The organism is Pedobacter frigidisoli (assembly GCF_004331675.1).
Taxonomy (GTDB): Bacteria; Bacteroidota; Bacteroidia; order Sphingobacteriales; family Sphingobacteriaceae; genus Pedobacter; species Pedobacter frigidisoli.
In genome coordinates, this window is sequence record NZ_SJSN01000009.1 from 119,473 (window position 1) to 136,849 (window position 17,377).

Sequence of the window (17,377 nt, forward strand, 5' to 3'; positions counted from 1 at the left end):
TTCTTAAACGGCTATTTTCTTTATTAAACCGATAGCCCTACCCCACTTTTTGTATACCTCAATAGGCTTTGGATAAGCGGGAATATCGAATTCCCAGGGAATCAAAACCTCGATATCATTACGATCCAAAAGCTCAGGAATCCATTGACGGATGAAATGTTGTGCCTTGTATTTATTGGATTGATGCACTGGATTGGTGTACCAAATCTCAAATGCCTGCATGTGCCAATTCATCCAATTTGAGCTCACATCATAATCGATCAATTTGGCCTCAAAATATGATGCACCCCAAGTCCAGTCTATCCTCAAATCGTGTACAAGATAGCTTGCGCAGTTAACCCTACCTCGATTACTCATATATCCGGTTTGATTCAATTGGCGCATATGCGCATCAATAAAGGGAATCCCAGTATTGCCCACGCACCATTTCTCAAATTTAAGAGGATCATTTTCCCAATCAATATCCTTATTTTTATAACCCTTAGTTAGAAAGATAGAATTACCGAAGCGCATTCCCTTAAACGTAAAGTAATCTCTCCAAACCAATTCAAAAACCAGCCACCATGTGCTCTGATTTTTTTTGATTTCAGCTTCGTAAGCTTTTACCTTTTCATATATTTCTCTTGCCGAAATACAGCCCAATGCTAGATATGGCGAAAGTTTAGTACTATAGTCCAAACCATCTGATTTGTTTCTACTCCATCTATATCCTGTTAAGCATTCGGATTTAAATGTGTAATATTCAAGTCTTTCTAGCGCCGCGGTTTCTCCACCATCCACAAAAGGACTAGCGTTTTCATATTCATCGTCACTAAATCCATAAATGGTGTAAGATGGAAATTCATTAGTTTTTAGTTGCGATACAGAATTTAATTTACTGGGCTGCCTAAAAGTTTGTCGAGGTTTAGACTTTGAGCCAACGGGAATCCTGTAGGCCTTACTGGTAAGTGGAAGCTTAGGGATCTCAAAAGGAATATCATCTTTGTGATAAAGTGTCTTCCCCCAAAAAAAGTGAAAATTTATATTTGGCAAGGCATTCACTACCTTGTTAACAAGATTAATTTCATAACTCGCATATTCCTCTTCAGCATAAATCTCGGTTATTCCATATTCCTTAACCAACTCTGATAAGGTAACAAGTGCCGAAACTTCTCCAATAATTAAATGACCACCAAGGGATTCCAATTTTTTTCTTAAATCGATAACCGACTGCTCCAAAAACTTAAATCTGTTAACATCTATTCTTCGGAAACCAAGATCAAGATTTTCAAAATCATTCTTTTCTATGCAATAGCAAAAAAGTAAATCTTCACATTCCTCTTGCGCCCTAATCAACGTTTCGTTATCATGAACCCTGAGATCATTCTTAAACCAAACCAAGCCTCGTTTTTTCATTTAATATTTTTTTATGCCTATTATAAGATAGAGGCTTATGCATTTTAGTACTCTCCATAACGATCTCTAATTTCGCTATGCGATTACGTGACGACAAATCTTTGAGATTAACATAAAATAGTTAAAAAAGTTCCCTTGAATTGATTCCAATTTTCTTAAACCTCCGATTCACGACTGCTACATAATTTTGGGTACACTTCGTTTCATATGCCTTGGGTTGATATGGACTAGTAAATTTCATCAAACTATGAAAGCTTATTGATCTCTATTTTCAACCTATATAAATAAAAAGAGCGGCATTTGCCGCTCTCTCTTACCCGATATTATACAGCTTATTTTAATGCGTAGTTAAGGTAACCACCATCTGCGATTAGCTCTGTGCCAGTGATAAAACTTGCGGCATCTGAAGCGAGAAACAACACCGTCTTAGCAATTTCATCAGCATTACCAAGTCTTTGCATGGCTGTAGCACCTGCTAGAAAATCTTTTGCCTCCGCAGGCACTGCATACTCTAAACCAGGTGTTGAAACAGGGCCCGGACTTACAATATTTACACGAATTTTTCTTCCAGCCAATTCGTTTGCTGCTATTTGCGCAATTTTATTCAGCGCTCCCTTAGTGGCAGAATATACACTGGCTCCAAGGTTTGCAGCTGTTGCAACTGTTGATGATGTAAATACTACTGCTGCACCATCTGACAGATATGGAAGTAATTTTTGCAGTGTAAAAAAATGTCCCTTTACGTTGGTATTGAATTGCGCATCAAAATTTGCTTCGGTAACCAATTCTATTGATTCAAATTTAGCTATTCCAGCATTTAGGAAAAGAACATCCAACTTACTTCCATTGGCAGCGATTGTATTTTCCAAAATTGAAATATCCGCAAGTATCGATGTACCCGATACCACGGTAATCAATTTTGGGCTGTTAATCTCCGCACTTGCCTTTGCTAAATTTTCAGTATTTCTTCCTGTTATCCACACATTTGCTCCTGCGTTAATAAATGCTTTTGCAGTTGCCAATCCTATTCCGGTAGTTCCGCCAGTTATAACGACGTTTTTGTTTTTAAAATCCATTATTATATTTCTAATTGTTTATGCTGCAAAGCTAGCATAGGTAAGTTTATTTTAGTTACTTTGTAACCAAAAGTAATGGTAACTTAAGGGTAACAAAGTAACTTATGACTGAGAACGAATGTATATTAGGGCACAAGAAAGAGGTAATGGCTGTTCACGATGCCATGGATGTGCTGAATGGGAAATGGAAAATATCCATCATTTCCTCAATCTGTTATCATAATAAAAGGAGATTTTCTGATGTATTAAATGATGTGCAAGGAATATCCAACAAGATGTTGAGCAAGGAGTTGAAAGAACTGGAGCTCAATAAACTGATTCAGCGAACGGTGTTACCGACTCAACCCATATCTGTCCAATATCAACTAACAGATTACGGCAAAACATTGCAAACTATTATTAGCAACTTGGCCGAATGGGGAATTGCCCATCGTAAAGCAATTACTGGTAAATAGAAGTGGTTTGTTAAAAATCTATTTCACCCTTAAATCTGAAATAGCTTTTACCCATTTGTCATGCGCACACTTTTTGCATTCATTTTTTTCTGTAGGCGCTAACAGAACAACGTTTCCACAGAAGCAACAGGCGTAATGCGCCCTTTCCAATATCTCACAACAGCCCGCATCGAAGAGACGGGGCAATATGGGCAAACCATATTTTACTTCATCATCCTCAAAATAATAAACACTTATAGATCCAGAAGTTTCTAAGATAGCTGTTTTCACCTGGCCCAAATGTGAGATGCTGTATTGCCTCAATTCAGAAAAGAATTCATCGTGTGCAAGAGTTTCCTTACTAAAATTATCAACAGAAAATTCGCCATCCTCAATCAAATAAGCACATTTCCCCTCAATAATATCATCGACAGTCTGACTTTTTGCCGTTAGATAAGTTGTTAATCTATAACTCAATACGATAACTGCAAAAATGATAACGGGAACGGCTAACCCTACCTCCTTGTAAAACATGGGATCTCCGGCAGCAGATCCTAATGAGATAATCACAACAAGCTCGAATATAGATAATTGTTTAACTCCACGCTTACCCAAAAGCCGTAATCCAGTTAGAATGATAACATACATTGCAAAAGTTCTTAGGGCAATTTCCAGCAGAAATTCCCAATCCTCTTTGCCAATAAAAAATTCAGTCCAATTGATAGCTAAAATTATCATAAGCTTAGTATTAAAAATTATGTTAGTTGCGCCTATTATAACCAATATTCTAAGGTTTGGTTTTTAGGTAAATTATATCTGAAAAATCAAAACAGATCCAGGCAATTTCTGTATTCGAATTCTGGTTATAAAACTTAAGTGCATTTGGGCTGTTATGTATATGACATTAAAATATAAACGCATGATAGAAAAGAAAAAACAACAAGCAATTAAATTGTTAAAGCAGGGACTAGAAACTGTTGAAGAGCGTGAATATACTGAAATTGCAGAAGTGCCAACCACAGATGAAGACAAGTTTGAAGTAAAATATAGCTTTGTGCATGATGGCTTAGAAGGAATTTTTACAGTTGTTGGCCAAGCGGCTAATGTGGATAGTGATTCGGAGGAAGAGAAAATTAAGGTTACTTTATTTAGCGAATTTGCAGAAGATTCTTTGCATTACGATTCTGCAACGGCAAAAGAACAAGTAGACAATGACTTGATTAATGTGGAAGAGTACATGCACCGTCATATCAATGAGGGATAAATTTCTGTAGATTTTATTTAACACAAAGGGCATCTAACAGGATGCTCTTTTTTATTTTCAAAGTGATTTATCTGCTATCGTAGATTATACCATGTAGTAGATAGTGATAAGAATCATATTCTGTTTCTGCAGAAATATATAGAAATAAATACAATGGAAAAGTTCAATTAAGATTCGTGTAGTTGATAATGCTTAAATAATTATGATCTGAATAGGTTTTGCTAGCCTAGCCGCAAACCCAATTTCGTTTTTATTAGGTACAATGTTATCCCTAAAGAGTTTTAAAAAATAAAGACGCTAATCAAACCCACAAGTTTTCGGAAAAGTATGTAGCTTGGATAAATTAAAATGGTTGGAGATATCTTGCCGATTACGACGTAAATTCAATTTAAAGATATAAAACAAGATCATGAAGCCGAGACTATCACTCATCCCACTCGCATTCTTCCTCTTTTTAGCTTCCCTATCCTCCGCACAGGTTAAGAAAATGAAATCGGAATTTTTAACCCCTAATGATTTATACAAGCCTGGTGTTTATTGGTATTTTATGGATGGCAACATGAGCGCTGAAACAATGACTAAGGATCTAGAATCCATGAAAAAATCGGGCATAGGAAACCTGATCTTTTTAGAGGTGAATGTTGGCATACCAAGAGGAAAGGTAGATTTTTTGAGTGAGCAGTGGCTGCAACTTTTCGCTCATGCAGAGCAAGAAGCTCGAAGATTGGGAATAGAAGTTACACTCGGAATTGGCCCCGGGTGGACAGGTAGTGGAGGTCCTTGGGTAAAAGGAAAGCAATCAATGAAACACCTTGTATCAAGCGAAGTAATTGTTTCATCGTTAGACAAGAAAAAAATTTTGCTCCCTATTCCAAAGCCTAAGGCACCTTTTTTCGGCGAGGGTGGTTTTATTCCCGAATTTAGAAAAGAGTGGCTAGAATACTATGAAGACGTTGCGATTTTAGCATTTCCACTTCCGAAATCGGAGGAGAAAATAAATAATATCGATGAAGTGGCACTTTACCAACGTGCGCCCTACAGTTCTGGTACAGTAACCGCAAACTTACAGGCACCAAGTAAATTGAACGATAAATCGATATCCGCGATTACTAAAAAGAGCATTATCGATTTAACCGGAAAGCTCAATACAGATGGATACCTAAATTGGAATCCTCCAGCTGGAAAATGGAAAATTATGCGTTTTGGCAGTAGAAATAATGGAGCAATTACCCGACCTGCACCGCTTCCTGGTATTGGTTTTGAATCAGATAAATTTGATACAACCGCCTTAAATAATCATCTAGATGCATACTTGGGTAAGATCTTGAACAAGATAAATCCGATAGAAAAAAATCAAATTGGTGGCCTGAAACGACTGCACATGGATAGCTGGGAAATGGGTGCACAAAATTGGACTGGAACATTTAGACAGGAATTTACGAAACGAAGAGGATATGATCCCTTAAGGTATTATCCTGTATACTCCGGAAATATTGTTGGCAGTGTAAGTGAAAGCGAGCGCTTTTTATGGGATCTTAGACAGACCAGTCAGGAGCTTGTGCTGGAGAAACACGCTCAACACGTTAAAGCCTATGCGAAAAAACACAACCTAACGCTATCGATCGAGCCTTACGACATGAATCCCACATCCGATCTTGAACTTGGGAGTGTTGCGGATGTACCAATGGCAGAATTTTGGAGCAAGGGTTTTGGTTTTAACTCAACCTATAGTGTTATAGAGGCAACATCTATCGCCCACGTTATGGGACGAACATTAGTGCCCGCAGAAGCCTTTACGGCACAGGATAATGAAGGATGGAAACAATACCCTGGCTCAATGAAAAATCAGGGGGATTGGGCCTTTGCAGCGGGTATCAATCGTTTCGTTTACCATACTTTTCAGAATCAGTTTTTGCCAGACACCCTAAAACCGGGAGCAACTATGGGCCCATACGGTGTACATTGGGATCGCAGCCAAACTTGGTGGCCAATGGTAGATAGTTATCACAATTATGTTACCCGCTGCCAATATCTCTTACAGCAAGGGAGAACGGTTGCGGATCTCCTTTACCTCACCCCAGAGGGTTCACCTCATGTATTTGTGCCACCGTCATCCGCAATTTTGGGTGATACCATTGGAGACCGGAAAGGATATAATTTCGATGGCATAGCACCCCAACAATTACTTGCAGCAACTGCAGGGCAAAAAAAAATTAGATTTCCATCTGGTGCTTCATATGAAATATTGGTGTTGCCAATTTACGAAACCATGACTCCAGAATTATTAGAGAAAATTGGGAACTTAATTCGACAGGGTGCAACAGTTATCGGTAATCCGCCGTTGAGGTCACCCAGTTTAACCAATTATCCGCAATGCGATGAAAAGATTAAAGAGCTTGTAAAAAAGATATGGGGAAATTTCTCAGTGCCAGCAACCCTTACCCATCGACGTTATGGTTTGGGTACCGTAATTTGGGGGAAACCAATCCTTAACGCACAGGATAAGCTTTACCCCAACTATAATCTCACCACAAATATCTTAAGAACGAGAGGGCTTCAGGAGGATTTTAGTTCTGACTCAAAAATTAGGTACACACACCGTACTTCGAATGAATGGGACATTTACTTTATTTCGAACACGACACCAGATCGAATTACGGCGAATGCAAAGTTTAGAAGTGTAAAAGGCATACCAGAGCTTTGGAATCCAATAGATGGGAAAACAAAAAGCATAAGAAATTATAAGCTAGCAAATAATATAAGTAATATTCTGATCAATCTTGATGCCTACGAAAGCGCTTTCATTGTCTTCTCAAAAGATAACAGAGTAGATACCAGTCAAAAAACTGTATCCAGAGATTTCGCAATGCAGCCACTTGATGGTCGATGGGTAGTGAACTTTGATGAAAAGTGGGGCGGTCCGAATCAAGTTAAAATGGATACATTATCAGATTGGAGTAAAATCACCATTGATGGTATAAAATACTATTCAGGAATAGCTACCTACCATCAAAAATTCGTGTTTAACCATAATCATTCAGTGCGAGTAATGATCGACCTTGGAGAGGTGAGAAATATGGCAAAGGTAAGGTTAAACGGGAAGCTTATCGGCACACTTTGGACAGCACCTTGGCAATTAGACCTATCGGAATTTATAAAAAAAGGGCAAAACGAAATTGAGATAGAAGTAGCCAATCTCTGGCCAAACCGCCTCATTGGGGATGAACAGAAACCTTACGATGGAATTACTGGAGATGCATGGCCAGAATGGTTGCTCAATAACCAACCCAGAAAAAGTGGTCGCTATACTTTCACTACAAGCAAGCAGTATAATAGAGATAGTCCATTGCTGCCATCTGGGCTGCTGGGACCTGTGAAGATTGTTTACCAAATTGAATAGCTTGAAAATTCAACATAAAGTAAATGAAAAAAGGTAGTTCATTAGAATTATCAAGATTTTTTGAGCGACAAAAGTGATGATCAAACAAGGGAAAAATAATCACCTAAACAGCAAACAATTAAGCCATTAATCTGTATTACAAATATGGGAAAAATATTTGCGCTGCCCTTTCTTCTTTTGATGCTTGGTTGCCACAATACCAATCCTGATCAGGGCTCTGGTGGTAAAAAGGTTGAGAAAAATACTACCCTATCTAATGCATCAATTGTAGACTCTACAAAGGCGATTATCGACCAAGCGATCCAACTACAAAAAAAAAGAGAAAATGGCAGTTTAAGCGAATCATTATTTTCCGAACGGTATAAAAGCCTGATGGCAACCTATAAAATTTTATTCCATAGCCTATCGCCTAGCGATACCATCAATATTACAAATTACAGAGACAAGCGAATGAAAGAGCGGTCAACCGACTCCCTGAACTTAGAAAAGACTATGCGATGGCAATAAAAGAACAAGAAAAAACCGAAATGCCTAAATCCGCTCCACCTCCTGGAAAATTGGCAAATTGGTTCATAGGGCTTTATGAGGTCTATCGTTTCATTGCCAGGTTTTTTAAAGAGGCTTTCTTACCTCCATACGAATTTAAGGAGCTGATGCGCCAATGCTACGAAATTGGGTATCGCTCAGTGTTGCTTATTTCGACCACAGGTTTTATAACTGGGATGGTATTTACTAAACAATCTAGGCCATCATTGTCTGAATTTGGAGCTACTTCGTGGCTACCCTCATTAGTGGGAATTGCATTATTGAGAACACTTGCCCCACTATTAACGGGATTGATCTCAGCAGGTAAGGTAGGATCGAGTATTGGCGCCGAATTGGGTTCGATGAAGGTTAGCGAGCAAATAGACGCTATGGAAGTTAGCGCAACCAATCCATTTAAGTTCTTGGTAGGCACTCGAGTACTTGCCGCTACCATAACAATGCCCATCTTAACATTTTACACCGCAATGGTTGGTATGCTAGGTGCATTGCTTAATGTATCTGTAAATGAGGGTACTAGTACTGTAACCTTTTTCCAGAGTGCATTAGAAAGCATTACCTATCTTGATATTATCGCCTCCACCATAAAAGCCATCCTCTTTGGCTTTACCATTGCCATTGTGGGATGTTACCAAGGATATCACTCCTCAAAGGGTACTGAGGGCGTTGGCAAAGCTGCAAACTCGGCAGTGGTTACCGCAATGTTCCTCATTTTTGTGGAGGAAGTAGTATGTGTTCAGATATTTAGCTTATTTAATACCTAGATTATGTTAGCAAAGGAAAGAACTGATGAGCATAGCGAAAAGGTTATAGAGATTAAAAGCCTATATAAATCATTTGGAGATTATGATGTGCTGGAGGATGCCACGCTAAACCTTTACAAGGGTGAAAATCTAGTGGTGCTGGGTAAGAGTGGAACCGGAAAATCGGTATTGATTAAGATTATAATTGGCTTATTAAGTCCCGATGCAGGATTGGTGAAAGTATTAGGACAAACAATAGATGAGATCTCCTACGCAGAATTGCTAGCTCTTAGGTTACGTGTGGGTTTCTCTTTTCAAAATAGTGCATTATATGATAGTATGACGGTCAGGGAAAACCTCGAATTCCCGCTGGTACGCAACCGTAGGGATATGACAAGGCCAGAGGTAAATGAAACCGTAGAAGAAATGTTGGATGCAGTTGGGTTATCGCAAACCATTAACCAAATGCCATCTGAACTATCTGGAGGACAGAGAAAACGCATTGGTATTGCCCGAACACTGATCTTAAAGCCTGAAATTATGCTATATGACGAGCCTACGGCAGGATTAGATCCCATCACCTCAAAGGAAATAAATAAATTAATAAACGATGTTCAGGAACGCTACCATACCAGTGCCATTGTTATTACGCATGACTTAACCTGTGCAAAAGAAGTAGGCAATAGAGTTGCCATGTTAGTAGAACGACGTTTTGAACGGCAAGGAAGTTTCGATGAGATCTTTAGTTCGGGAGATAAGCAGGCACAACCATTTTTTGATTATAATTTCATTCAATAACCATGACCGATAATAGAAAAAAGATTACAGTAGGCATATTTATTGCCATCGGAATATTAATATTTGTATTGGCAATATTCACACTGGGAAGCCAGAAAAAAACTTTTATTAAAAGTTTCAACCTCAGCGTGGTATTCAAAGACATACAAGGGCTTAAAAAGGGAAATAACGTCTGGTATTCTGGAGTTAAAATCGGTACGATCAAAAGGATAGATTTTTTTGGCGATTCCCAGGTAAAGGTGCTCCTAAGTATTGAGGAGGATGTGCATAAATACATCCATAAAGATGCCGGTGCAAGCATCAGTGCAGACGGATTAATTGGAAACAAAATTGTTGTGATCACTGGCGGAACTCCGAAATTCCCTTTTGTGGAGGATGGTGATATGCTCAAGGTAAACAACTCACTCTCGACAGACGACATTATGAAGACCCTTCAGGTTAACAATAAAAACCTTGTGGATGTAACCTCAGATTTTAAGGTGCTTTCTCGTAATCTTATTGATGGTAAGGGTGCAGCAGGTGCTCTATTGTCAGATGAGCAGTTGGCACAAGACTTTAAGGCAATGGTATCCAACCTGAACCGTACCTCGCTTGCTACATCCAAAACAGCAGTAGAGCTAAGTCAATTTGGGAAGACATTGAATACCAAGAATGGCTTGATGGATAAAATGCTTACAGACACGTCCGTATTCGCAAAATTAGAGAGATCAGCCCAAACTCTGCAGAAGACTGCCCAATCGGCTTCGATGATGGCTGCAAACCTAGAAACCGCTTCAGGAAAACTCAAAACTACTGATAATGCTGCTGGTTTATTGCTAAATGATGAAGCTACCGCTAAACAAGTAAAAGCAATTATGCTCAACCTTGAAAAAAGCAGTAAGAAGCTAGACGAGGACCTTGAGGCACTACAAAGCAATTTTTTACTACGTGGCTTTTTTAAGAAACGTGCGAAAGATTCGCTGAAGCGACAGTAAGGAATATAGGATAGATTAATTAGTCAATTAGGTAGATAAAATTATTATGCAAAGGAGATTTTCGTCATAGCTCGAGCTATAATTTGCTTGCTTCTCACATCCAAATTATTCTGTTTTAATTGGCTATTAACTTGCTGAAAAGATGGTCTTTAATTTTACGGCGACATTACTGAGATTCAGCTGCCCATCTAAACGCTCTAGGGGCATTAAGGCAAATACCTGCCCGTGCTGCATTTCGTTCAACTTTTCAACGCAATAATTTAGATCTGCAATCGGTTTTATATTTAGGGAACTTAAATCTTTATCCGCAATTGATAATGCTGCGGTTAAGGCGTTGACCTGAAAACATAGCAGTTCTATCTGTCTTAATGTTCTTAACTCTTTTCTTTTCCATTTTGGTTCCCTTGCCACAAGAGATATTGCCTCATTAAGGGCAGAAAGTGCAAGGTAAGACTGTTTCCTTGCCAATTTAATTTGAATCACGTCCTGATGAGCGTTATTAATGACTGCCGATAAATAATCACTATTGGTAGAGATTGCCTGTTGAACAGCTATTTTTATGTTGAAGCTATGCCGGACAGGGAACAGAAAGGTAGCGGCTAGTCCAATTAAACATCCCAAAAGGGTAAATAGCAGTCGTTCTGAAAGAATTTGAGTGGTATTCCCATGGTAGATGGAAAGACATAAAACAACTGCTAAGGTAATTCCCATTGCGCTTACCCAATATCTTAGGAGCAGAAAACCGAAGAAAAGGAACAAACCCAAAACTGCAATACAGAGTTGCAAAGCAATGGGCAAGTTTAATGCAATCAGGCACCAGCCAATTATTAGCCCTGCAAAAGTACCGATTACACGCTCTATGTTCCGCTTCATCGTCATCCCGTAGCTCGGTCTACTGATCACGATCAGTGTAATCGGCAACCAGTATCCATAGCTACCCTTAGGTAACATTGCAACCACAAGTACAACGGCCATCATCAAGAGCGAAATCCTTAAAGCAAACCTAAAGACCTGGGAATCGTAAGTCAAATGTGCCTTTAACATCTTAAAGGAAATCTTACCCTCGGTTAAAAAAGCCGGAAATTGCTTGGAAAGCATCTTCGTATCCAAATCCCTTTGATCATCAAGTGCAAATACAAGTGCTCCAGTTTCCTCAAGATTCACGACAATACCCGCAACAAGGTCTCTGTGTTTTTCTGATGCTACAGTCAAGCGGTGTATCTCAGCAATAAATTCATCAAAATTTGCTTGAACAGGAGTATTACTTTCCAGTTTATCTGCCGTGAATCCAATCAAATTTCTAATCTTTTCCAATATTCCTGATCCCGCCAAAGTATTGCGCATACTAGTATAATCATAATGTAGGGCGCTAACCTTTTCATAAAGATCAATTAATAGGATGCTTTCCTTTAATAGTTGCTTTCCAGAAATATCCTCAAAACTGATGTTGAATCTATCGCCGAGCAGTAATCGCCGCACCAATTCGTGATCGGTGGTCAGCTTTAGGTGAAGCTTGATATTTTTGGCATTAAAGCCTGCGAGAGATGCCTCCATGTCATAGCCAATTGACCTTAAACGCATTAAGGCAGCAGTATTCTTTTTAGTTCTGGCTAATGCCCTTTTTAGAGAATGATATGGAAAAAGCCAAGCCTGGGTTAAACTTACCAGAGAATACCAAATACCACCAATTGCAATGTACATCCCATACGCTAGCGGATTTGTTGGATGGAGACCGATCGTAAATGCAGCCACTCCTAGGCCCATCATTCCGATTACGCCCATCCGTTGACCAAGCGAGGTCATCATAAGGAGCAGGAATGTAAGGCCACCTACCACAAAGGGCAATGCATAAATGTTTGAAACCAACAACGATATCAACACGGCCAGTAATGAAAAAGTTAGCGTACTTAACCAAGCACTAAACATTTTCTCTGCCCGGTTGCCCGGAAGATCAGTCAGACATATTAAAAGCGTACCCGTACCTACTCCCATAGCGGCCGATGGCATCCCTAAAAAAAAGAAAACTGAAAAGGGTACAATTACTGTGATGGTATTCCGTACCGCATCGGCCAGATCCTGATTATTGAAGTCTAGCGCCTTTAATGTAATGTTTCTCTCTTTTGCATTTCTCACTGCTGCAAAGCTAGGGCTTATCTTTTATAAGCGCTTCTTTTGTCTGATATTTATACAGCAGATTTAGCATTATTGAATAGCATTAATTTATAAGGCTTGCCGAAAATTATTAGTCCACCAAATATTTCAGATCAGCATTTGATATTGATGACAATAAATCGATTTGACTACAGATACAGTCATTTAAGCTTCACCCATACCAAATCTCTGGAGTAATTTTGTAAGAAGATAAATTATAAAGATGAAAACATATCTAGTAACCGGTGGAACTTCTGGTGTGGGAAAGGCTATAGCCACTGGAATTGCCGAAACGGGCGCAAAAGTAGTTATCGTTAGCCGCAATGCAGCAACAGCTGTAAGTATAGTTAAGGAAATTTCGGAAAAAACATTAAACAAGAACATTTCGTTTCTTATAGCCGATCTAAGTTTGATGGGATCCGTTGCGCAACTTTGCAAGGATTTCAGCTTACAACACCAAGAACTACATGGCTTGGTAAATGCTGCAGGCGCCTGGTATTTTAAGAAATCGCTAACAACCGAAGGGTTCGACAAGTCTTTTACCGTTAATTACCTAAGCCATTTTGCGCTTACTAACGGCTTGCTATCCATAATGAAAGCAACTTATGACTCACGTGTAGTCATTATAGGTGGAAATCCACTTTTTCTAAAAAAACCAAAACTTAACTTAAACAATATACAACTTCAGCGATCGTACGGAGGACTAAAGGCGGCGGGATATGGAATGGTTGCCCGAATTTATTTTGGGTTCGAATTGGCAGACCAACTAAATGGCACTTCTGTTAGTGCTGTGGTAATTCATCCTGGCTTTGTTAAATCAAATCTGGCAAGTGGCGCACCCTGGTGGCTCAAATTCATCCTCAGTCTTTCCTCGTCAGTAAGAAATGCTCCAGAAACATGTGAAAGTGGCGTATATGCTGCAACAAAAAAAGATGCCAAATCCATAAATGGACAATTCCTTGATGAAAAAGGCAACATCATTCAGATGCGTAATAATTTTGATAAGTCAGTTGGCAAGCAACTGTGGCTGCTTAGTAAAGAGCTACTCACAGCGCATCATTCACAGTAAAAGATTAAATTTGTAACTTGTATTTAAGACAGATGAGGAGAATAAGATCAATAAGTGAGTTTCATTCCCTAAGGGGTTTATCTCAGCCAGAACATCCATTGGTTAGCGTGGTGGATATGGAGGATATTAAGGTATTTGCCACAGCAGAAAAAATGGTTTTCGATTTTTACCTTATATCCCTTAAACATTCTATGAACGTAAAAGCTAAGTATGGACAACAAGCCTACGGCCTGAACGAAGGCATTTTGTCTTTTATGTCGCCCAATCAGGTTCTTGGTTTGGAGATAAATGATCGTACTGCAATCCCAACTGGCCAGATGTTACTTATTCACGAAGATTTTCTCTGGAACACATCGCTTGCAAGAAATATAAAGCATTACGATTATTTTGATTATTCAGTTAACGAGGCGCTGTTTCTTTCGGGAAAAGAGGAAAAGGTAATCCTTGAAATCATTGAGCATATAAAGCAGGAGTATCATTCCAACATTGATAAATTTAGTAAACAGATTATGGTGTCTCACATTGAGACCCTACTCAACTATGCTGAGAGATTTTATAACCGCCAGTTTACCATAAGAGAAAAAAACCATCATCAAATCCTAGAACGTTTGGAAGTGATATTAACAGCTTATTTCGATAATGATGACCTGATTGCGAAAGGCATACCAACAGTTCAATACATCGCGGAAAGCTTAAATCTTTCCGCTAGTTATCTCGGGAGTTTATTGAGGGTACTCACAGGCCAAAATACCCAACAACACATCCACGAAAAATTGATAGATAAAGCGAAAGAAAAATTGTCGGTCACTAATCTATCTGTTACCGAGATTGCCTATACGTTAGGCTTTGAACATCCACAAAGTTTCAGCAAGCTCTTCAAAACCAAGACAGATTTCTCCCCATCTGCATTTAGACAATCATTTAACTAAATCCCGTCTCGCTACCATTTTATATTGATATATCGCTCGAATTATAAAAGGAAACAATTAACGGCCATGAAAAACATATCCTATGGATACTAATAAAACGATAACAATAAAATAAGAGTAAAAGTGCTTTAGTTTTTTCATTGATCAATAACTTTTCTAAATTTGGCACCTATCTGGAAATATCGATCAGGTGGTAAAAAAGCGAGACCTCTTTTTGGCCCTTTGGGGCAGTGATGATTATTTTAACGGAAAAAGCCTTGCGATTTTTATCTCGAGATTAAGGCGACTGTTCAAAGCCTCGGCAATGGTTAGCATTGAAAATGTATATGACCAAGGCTATATTCTAAAGGTTAAATAACTGAACCAAAACCTTTTAAAAAACTTCCCTAAGGTTTAACTTCCTCAATTTTAATTACCACACTGGTCCTTTCAGATTTTAAATTCGGATTGAAGCCAACTTTCATCAAGAAATCGCCACTGTAGATTGTATTTGGCTTAATGGTTGATTCTGTACCTGGATAAAGATTGATTTCAGTTAAACGATATTTTTTTTCACTGTTTAATCCCTGCATCCTTACCGGCAATTTGCTCCCTTCATTATAACGGTTATTAACCAAATAATTAAAGCTGACTGCTGAGGACTGATTTTGACTCACATATAACATGGATGCGACACTACCTTCTGTTGGATTGCCAAACGGTACTGTTCTCCTTGCCAAATGGTTTGTTTTAAATCATTGTAATTTCTAATCGCCTGCTGGCAAAATTTAAGGTCGTTTTCTGGCAATTTACTAACCACGATATCAAAGCCCAATTTTCCCATCATCGCCACATCAGTTCGAAATTTTATGGGCTGCTTTCCCCAATCGGTAACATGGTTGGAGCTGGCAATAGCCGGATAAAAGTAAGAGTATTCCCATTGGATGAAAATCCGCTCCATTGGATCGGTATTATCACTTGGCCAAAATTCAGTGAAATATTTTAGGGCGGCATAATCTACCCTACCGCCACCACCTGAGCAAAGCATCATAGGCACTTTAGGGTATTTGGCCCTTATCCTCTCCAGCACCTTATACAATCCTTGAACATATTCAATATAAAACGATGCCTGATCTTTCAAGTGTGAAGAGTAGGCATTGTAGATCACCGCATTACAATCCCACTTAATGTAGGCTAAAGATGGGTTTTTGGTAAAGAGACCATCAACCACACCAAATACAAAATCCTGAACTTTTGGATTAGACAAATCCAGAACCAGTTGGTTACGGAAATAGTATTCGTTTCTTTTGGGTTGCTTTACAACCCAATCCGGATGTTTTTCATATAGTTCACTTTTAGGATTTATCATCTCAGGCTCTATCCAAATACCAAATTTCACATTATTCTTATCAGCTTCGCTAACTAAGGAACTTATACCATTGGGCAATTTCTGTTTATTTTCTTGCCAATCGCCCAAACCTGCGTGATCATCATTACGTGGATATTTATTAGCGAACCAACCATCATCCAATAAGAACATGTCTACGCCCAGTGCTTTCGTATTCTTTAGTAGAACGGCTAATTTTTGTTCATTGAAATCAAAATAAGTAGCTTCCCAATTATTCAATAAGGTTAAACGATCTCCTTTTCCATCCAGAAGCTGATAATCTCTTGCCCAACTTTGCAACTTACGACTTGCATCGCCTTTGCCTTTATTGGAAAATGTGTATAAAAACTTAGGCGTAACGAAACGCTCATTTGGTTTAAGTTTAAAGTTAGAAGCATAATTGTTTATTCCGGCGATAATCCGCAGGTTATCCTGGTAATCCAGTTCTAGGTCGACACGAAAATTACCGCTCCATTCCATTGCACCATAAAGCACATCTCCATGGGTTTCGGTTGCTGGAGCATTAAGCGATACCATAAAAACAGATGGCTGGAATAAGTTCGCCCGTGTACCCAACTTGCTGTCTAAAGTTTTTATGCCATGTGTAATGCGACTTTCCTCAGGTTGCATTTCCTTGGCCCAATCGCCATGATATTGCCTCAAGTAATAACTTTGTGCCTTTAAATATAAGTTTGCGGATGCAAATTTCTCTAAGGTAATCGAACCCTTTTCATTGTGGCTTATTTCCGTCCATTGTTCAATTACATCTTCTTTAAAAAAACTTTTATAATACAACTTAACGTTAAAGTTATAGATAGGATCCTTTAATTCAATTGTTGTTAAACGCACATTCGCGTTAATGTTCTCCACCTGATATCGAATAAAACTTAAGTTAAGCCCCTTATTCCCATCGGCATGCGTAACGCTTATGGCGGGCTCTACCAAATTGCGGGAGCCTGAAGGTGTATAAGCAGAATTGAGTTGCCCTGTGTAATCACTTGTTTGCCTATATGTGGAGTTAACCTGTGCATATTCGATAGCTGAATGTAACTTTTGGCCGAAGTAAATGGTGTTGATGTCCTTGCCAACCACAGCCTCTAGCACCATGGCATTATTTGCCGTTTCTATGGAAATAATTTCCTGCGAAAAGCCAAACTGGCACATTCCCAGTAGACCTAATACTAAAAATTGGCGTTTAAATTTATGGATGTAGTTATTTTTCATGCTAGTAATAT

General features: G+C 38.8%; 16 protein-coding genes. 10 read left to right on the forward strand and 6 right to left on the reverse strand.

Going from position 1 to position 17,377, the window contains the following annotated elements; translation table 11 throughout:
- Positions 1-3: 3 nt before the first annotated feature.
- Together EZ449_RS12810 and EZ449_RS12815 are read right to left on the reverse strand one after the other, a co-directional pair.
- Positions 4-1,395 carry a DASH family cryptochrome gene (locus EZ449_RS12810; RefSeq protein WP_131559357.1) on the reverse strand — a complete coding sequence of 464 codons (1,392 nt, stop codon included), beginning with the start codon at positions 1,393-1,395 and terminating at the stop codon, positions 4-6.
- Positions 1,396-1,727: 332 nt separating this feature from the next.
- Entirely contained in the window at positions 1,728-2,471 is a 744-nt protein-coding gene (locus EZ449_RS12815) for an SDR family oxidoreductase (protein WP_131559359.1), read from the reverse strand.
- Positions 2,472-2,575: 104 nt separating this feature from the next.
- Here EZ449_RS12815 and EZ449_RS12820 point away from each other — a divergent pair, with 104 nt between their 5' ends.
- On the forward strand, positions 2,576-2,926 hold the full coding sequence (locus tag EZ449_RS12820) for a winged helix-turn-helix transcriptional regulator (RefSeq protein ID WP_131559361.1): 351 nt from the start codon (positions 2,576-2,578) through the stop codon (positions 2,924-2,926).
- Between the two features lie 18 nt (positions 2,927-2,944).
- On the opposite strand, the gene EZ449_RS12825 is transcribed toward EZ449_RS12820, so the two are convergent.
- The gene (locus tag EZ449_RS12825) at positions 2,945-3,643 is read right to left on the reverse strand and encodes a DUF421 domain-containing protein (protein ID WP_165499755.1); all 699 of its coding nucleotides are present in this window, start codon (positions 3,641-3,643) and stop codon (positions 2,945-2,947) included.
- A 181-nt stretch (positions 3,644-3,824) separates the two neighbouring features.
- Between EZ449_RS12825 and EZ449_RS12830 the strand changes: the two genes are divergently transcribed.
- From EZ449_RS12830 to EZ449_RS12855, 6 genes are all read left to right on the forward strand, one after another.
- Positions 3,825-4,169, forward strand: a complete 345-nt coding sequence (locus tag EZ449_RS12830) for a hypothetical protein (RefSeq protein WP_131559363.1) — start codon at positions 3,825-3,827, stop codon at positions 4,167-4,169.
- Positions 4,170-4,578: 409 nt separating this feature from the next.
- Positions 4,579-7,569, forward strand: coding sequence for a glycosyl hydrolase (locus tag EZ449_RS12835; RefSeq protein ID WP_131559365.1), 2,991 nt, complete (start codon positions 4,579-4,581; stop codon positions 7,567-7,569).
- Positions 7,570-7,713: 144 nt separating this feature from the next.
- Positions 7,714-8,076 carry a hypothetical protein gene (locus tag EZ449_RS12840; RefSeq protein ID WP_131559367.1) on the forward strand — a complete coding sequence of 121 codons (363 nt, stop codon included), beginning with the start codon at positions 7,714-7,716 and terminating at the stop codon, positions 8,074-8,076.
- Positions 8,067-8,876: an MlaE family ABC transporter permease gene (locus tag EZ449_RS12845; protein WP_131559369.1), complete on the forward strand. Its 810-nt coding sequence runs from the start codon at positions 8,067-8,069 to the stop codon at positions 8,874-8,876. Before EZ449_RS12840 ends, EZ449_RS12845 begins: the two co-directional genes overlap by 10 nt.
- A 3-nt stretch (positions 8,877-8,879) precedes the next feature.
- Positions 8,880-9,653 carry an ABC transporter ATP-binding protein gene (locus EZ449_RS12850; RefSeq protein ID WP_131559371.1) on the forward strand — a complete coding sequence of 258 codons (774 nt, stop codon included), beginning with the start codon at positions 8,880-8,882 and terminating at the stop codon, positions 9,651-9,653.
- A 2-nt stretch (positions 9,654-9,655) separates the two neighbouring features.
- Positions 9,656-10,627, forward strand: coding sequence for an MlaD family protein (locus tag EZ449_RS12855; RefSeq protein WP_131559373.1), 972 nt, complete (start codon positions 9,656-9,658; stop codon positions 10,625-10,627).
- A 126-nt stretch (positions 10,628-10,753) separates the two neighbouring features.
- Here EZ449_RS12855 and EZ449_RS12860 read toward each other — a convergent pair whose 3' ends face one another.
- Positions 10,754-12,760, reverse strand: coding sequence for an FUSC family membrane protein (locus EZ449_RS12860; RefSeq protein WP_131559375.1), 2,007 nt, complete (start codon positions 12,758-12,760; stop codon positions 10,754-10,756).
- A gap of 241 nt (positions 12,761-13,001) precedes the next feature.
- On the opposite strand from EZ449_RS12860, the gene EZ449_RS12865 reads away from it, so the two are divergent.
- The 3 genes from EZ449_RS12865 (at position 13,002) to EZ449_RS12875 (ending at position 15,134) form a co-directional block, all read left to right on the forward strand.
- A complete protein-coding gene (locus EZ449_RS12865) occupies positions 13,002-13,847 on the forward strand; it encodes an SDR family NAD(P)-dependent oxidoreductase (protein ID WP_131559377.1) in 846 nt (281 codons plus the stop codon).
- 32 nt (positions 13,848-13,879) lie between these two features.
- Complete coding sequence (locus EZ449_RS12870) at positions 13,880-14,776, forward strand: helix-turn-helix domain-containing protein (RefSeq protein ID WP_131559379.1); 897 nt, start codon at positions 13,880-13,882, stop codon at positions 14,774-14,776.
- A 160-nt stretch (positions 14,777-14,936) separates the two neighbouring features.
- Positions 14,937-15,134, forward strand: a complete 198-nt coding sequence (locus tag EZ449_RS12875; protein ID WP_131559592.1) for a helix-turn-helix domain-containing protein — start codon at positions 14,937-14,939, stop codon at positions 15,132-15,134.
- 28 nt (positions 15,135-15,162) lie between these two features.
- Here EZ449_RS12875 and EZ449_RS23075 read toward each other — a convergent pair whose 3' ends face one another.
- Both EZ449_RS23075 and EZ449_RS12880 read right to left on the reverse strand, forming a co-directional pair.
- Positions 15,163-15,432 (reverse strand): GH36 C-terminal domain-containing protein, encoded by a 270-nt coding sequence (locus EZ449_RS23075; protein WP_262711133.1) that lies wholly within the window; start codon positions 15,430-15,432, stop codon positions 15,163-15,165.
- Positions 15,429-17,366 carry an alpha-galactosidase gene (locus tag EZ449_RS12880; protein WP_225872310.1) on the reverse strand — a complete coding sequence of 646 codons (1,938 nt, stop codon included), beginning with the start codon at positions 17,364-17,366 and terminating at the stop codon, positions 15,429-15,431. Before EZ449_RS12880 ends, EZ449_RS23075 begins: the two co-directional genes overlap by 4 nt.
- Positions 17,367-17,377 lie beyond the last annotated feature (11 nt).

Bases quoted from the DNA above. Each gene is read 5' to 3' on its own strand.
- EZ449_RS12810 (WP_131559357.1), bottom strand. From the start codon at position 1,395: ATGAAAAAACGAGGCTTGGTTTGGTTTAAGAATGATCTCAGGGTTCAT.
- EZ449_RS12815 (WP_131559359.1), bottom strand. From the start codon at position 2,471: ATGGATTTTAAAAACAAAAACGTCGTTATAACTGGCGGAACTACCGGA.
- EZ449_RS12820 (WP_131559361.1), top strand. From the start codon at position 2,576: ATGACTGAGAACGAATGTATATTAGGGCACAAGAAAGAGGTAATGGCT.
- EZ449_RS12825 (WP_165499755.1), bottom strand. From the start codon at position 3,643: ATGATAATTTTAGCTATCAATTGGACTGAATTTTTTATTGGCAAAGAG.
- EZ449_RS12830 (WP_131559363.1), top strand. From the start codon at position 3,825: ATGATAGAAAAGAAAAAACAACAAGCAATTAAATTGTTAAAGCAGGGA.
- EZ449_RS12835 (WP_131559365.1), top strand. From the start codon at position 4,579: ATGAAGCCGAGACTATCACTCATCCCACTCGCATTCTTCCTCTTTTTA.
- EZ449_RS12840 (WP_131559367.1), top strand. From the start codon at position 7,714: ATGGGAAAAATATTTGCGCTGCCCTTTCTTCTTTTGATGCTTGGTTGC.
- EZ449_RS12845 (WP_131559369.1), top strand. From the start codon at position 8,067: ATGGCAATAAAAGAACAAGAAAAAACCGAAATGCCTAAATCCGCTCCA.
- EZ449_RS12850 (WP_131559371.1), top strand. From the start codon at position 8,880: ATGTTAGCAAAGGAAAGAACTGATGAGCATAGCGAAAAGGTTATAGAG.
- EZ449_RS12855 (WP_131559373.1), top strand. From the start codon at position 9,656: ATGACCGATAATAGAAAAAAGATTACAGTAGGCATATTTATTGCCATC.
- EZ449_RS12865 (WP_131559377.1), top strand. From the start codon at position 13,002: ATGAAAACATATCTAGTAACCGGTGGAACTTCTGGTGTGGGAAAGGCT.
- EZ449_RS12870 (WP_131559379.1), top strand. From the start codon at position 13,880: ATGAGGAGAATAAGATCAATAAGTGAGTTTCATTCCCTAAGGGGTTTA.
- EZ449_RS12880 (WP_225872310.1), bottom strand. From the start codon at position 17,366: ATGAAAAATAACTACATCCATAAATTTAAACGCCAATTTTTAGTATTA.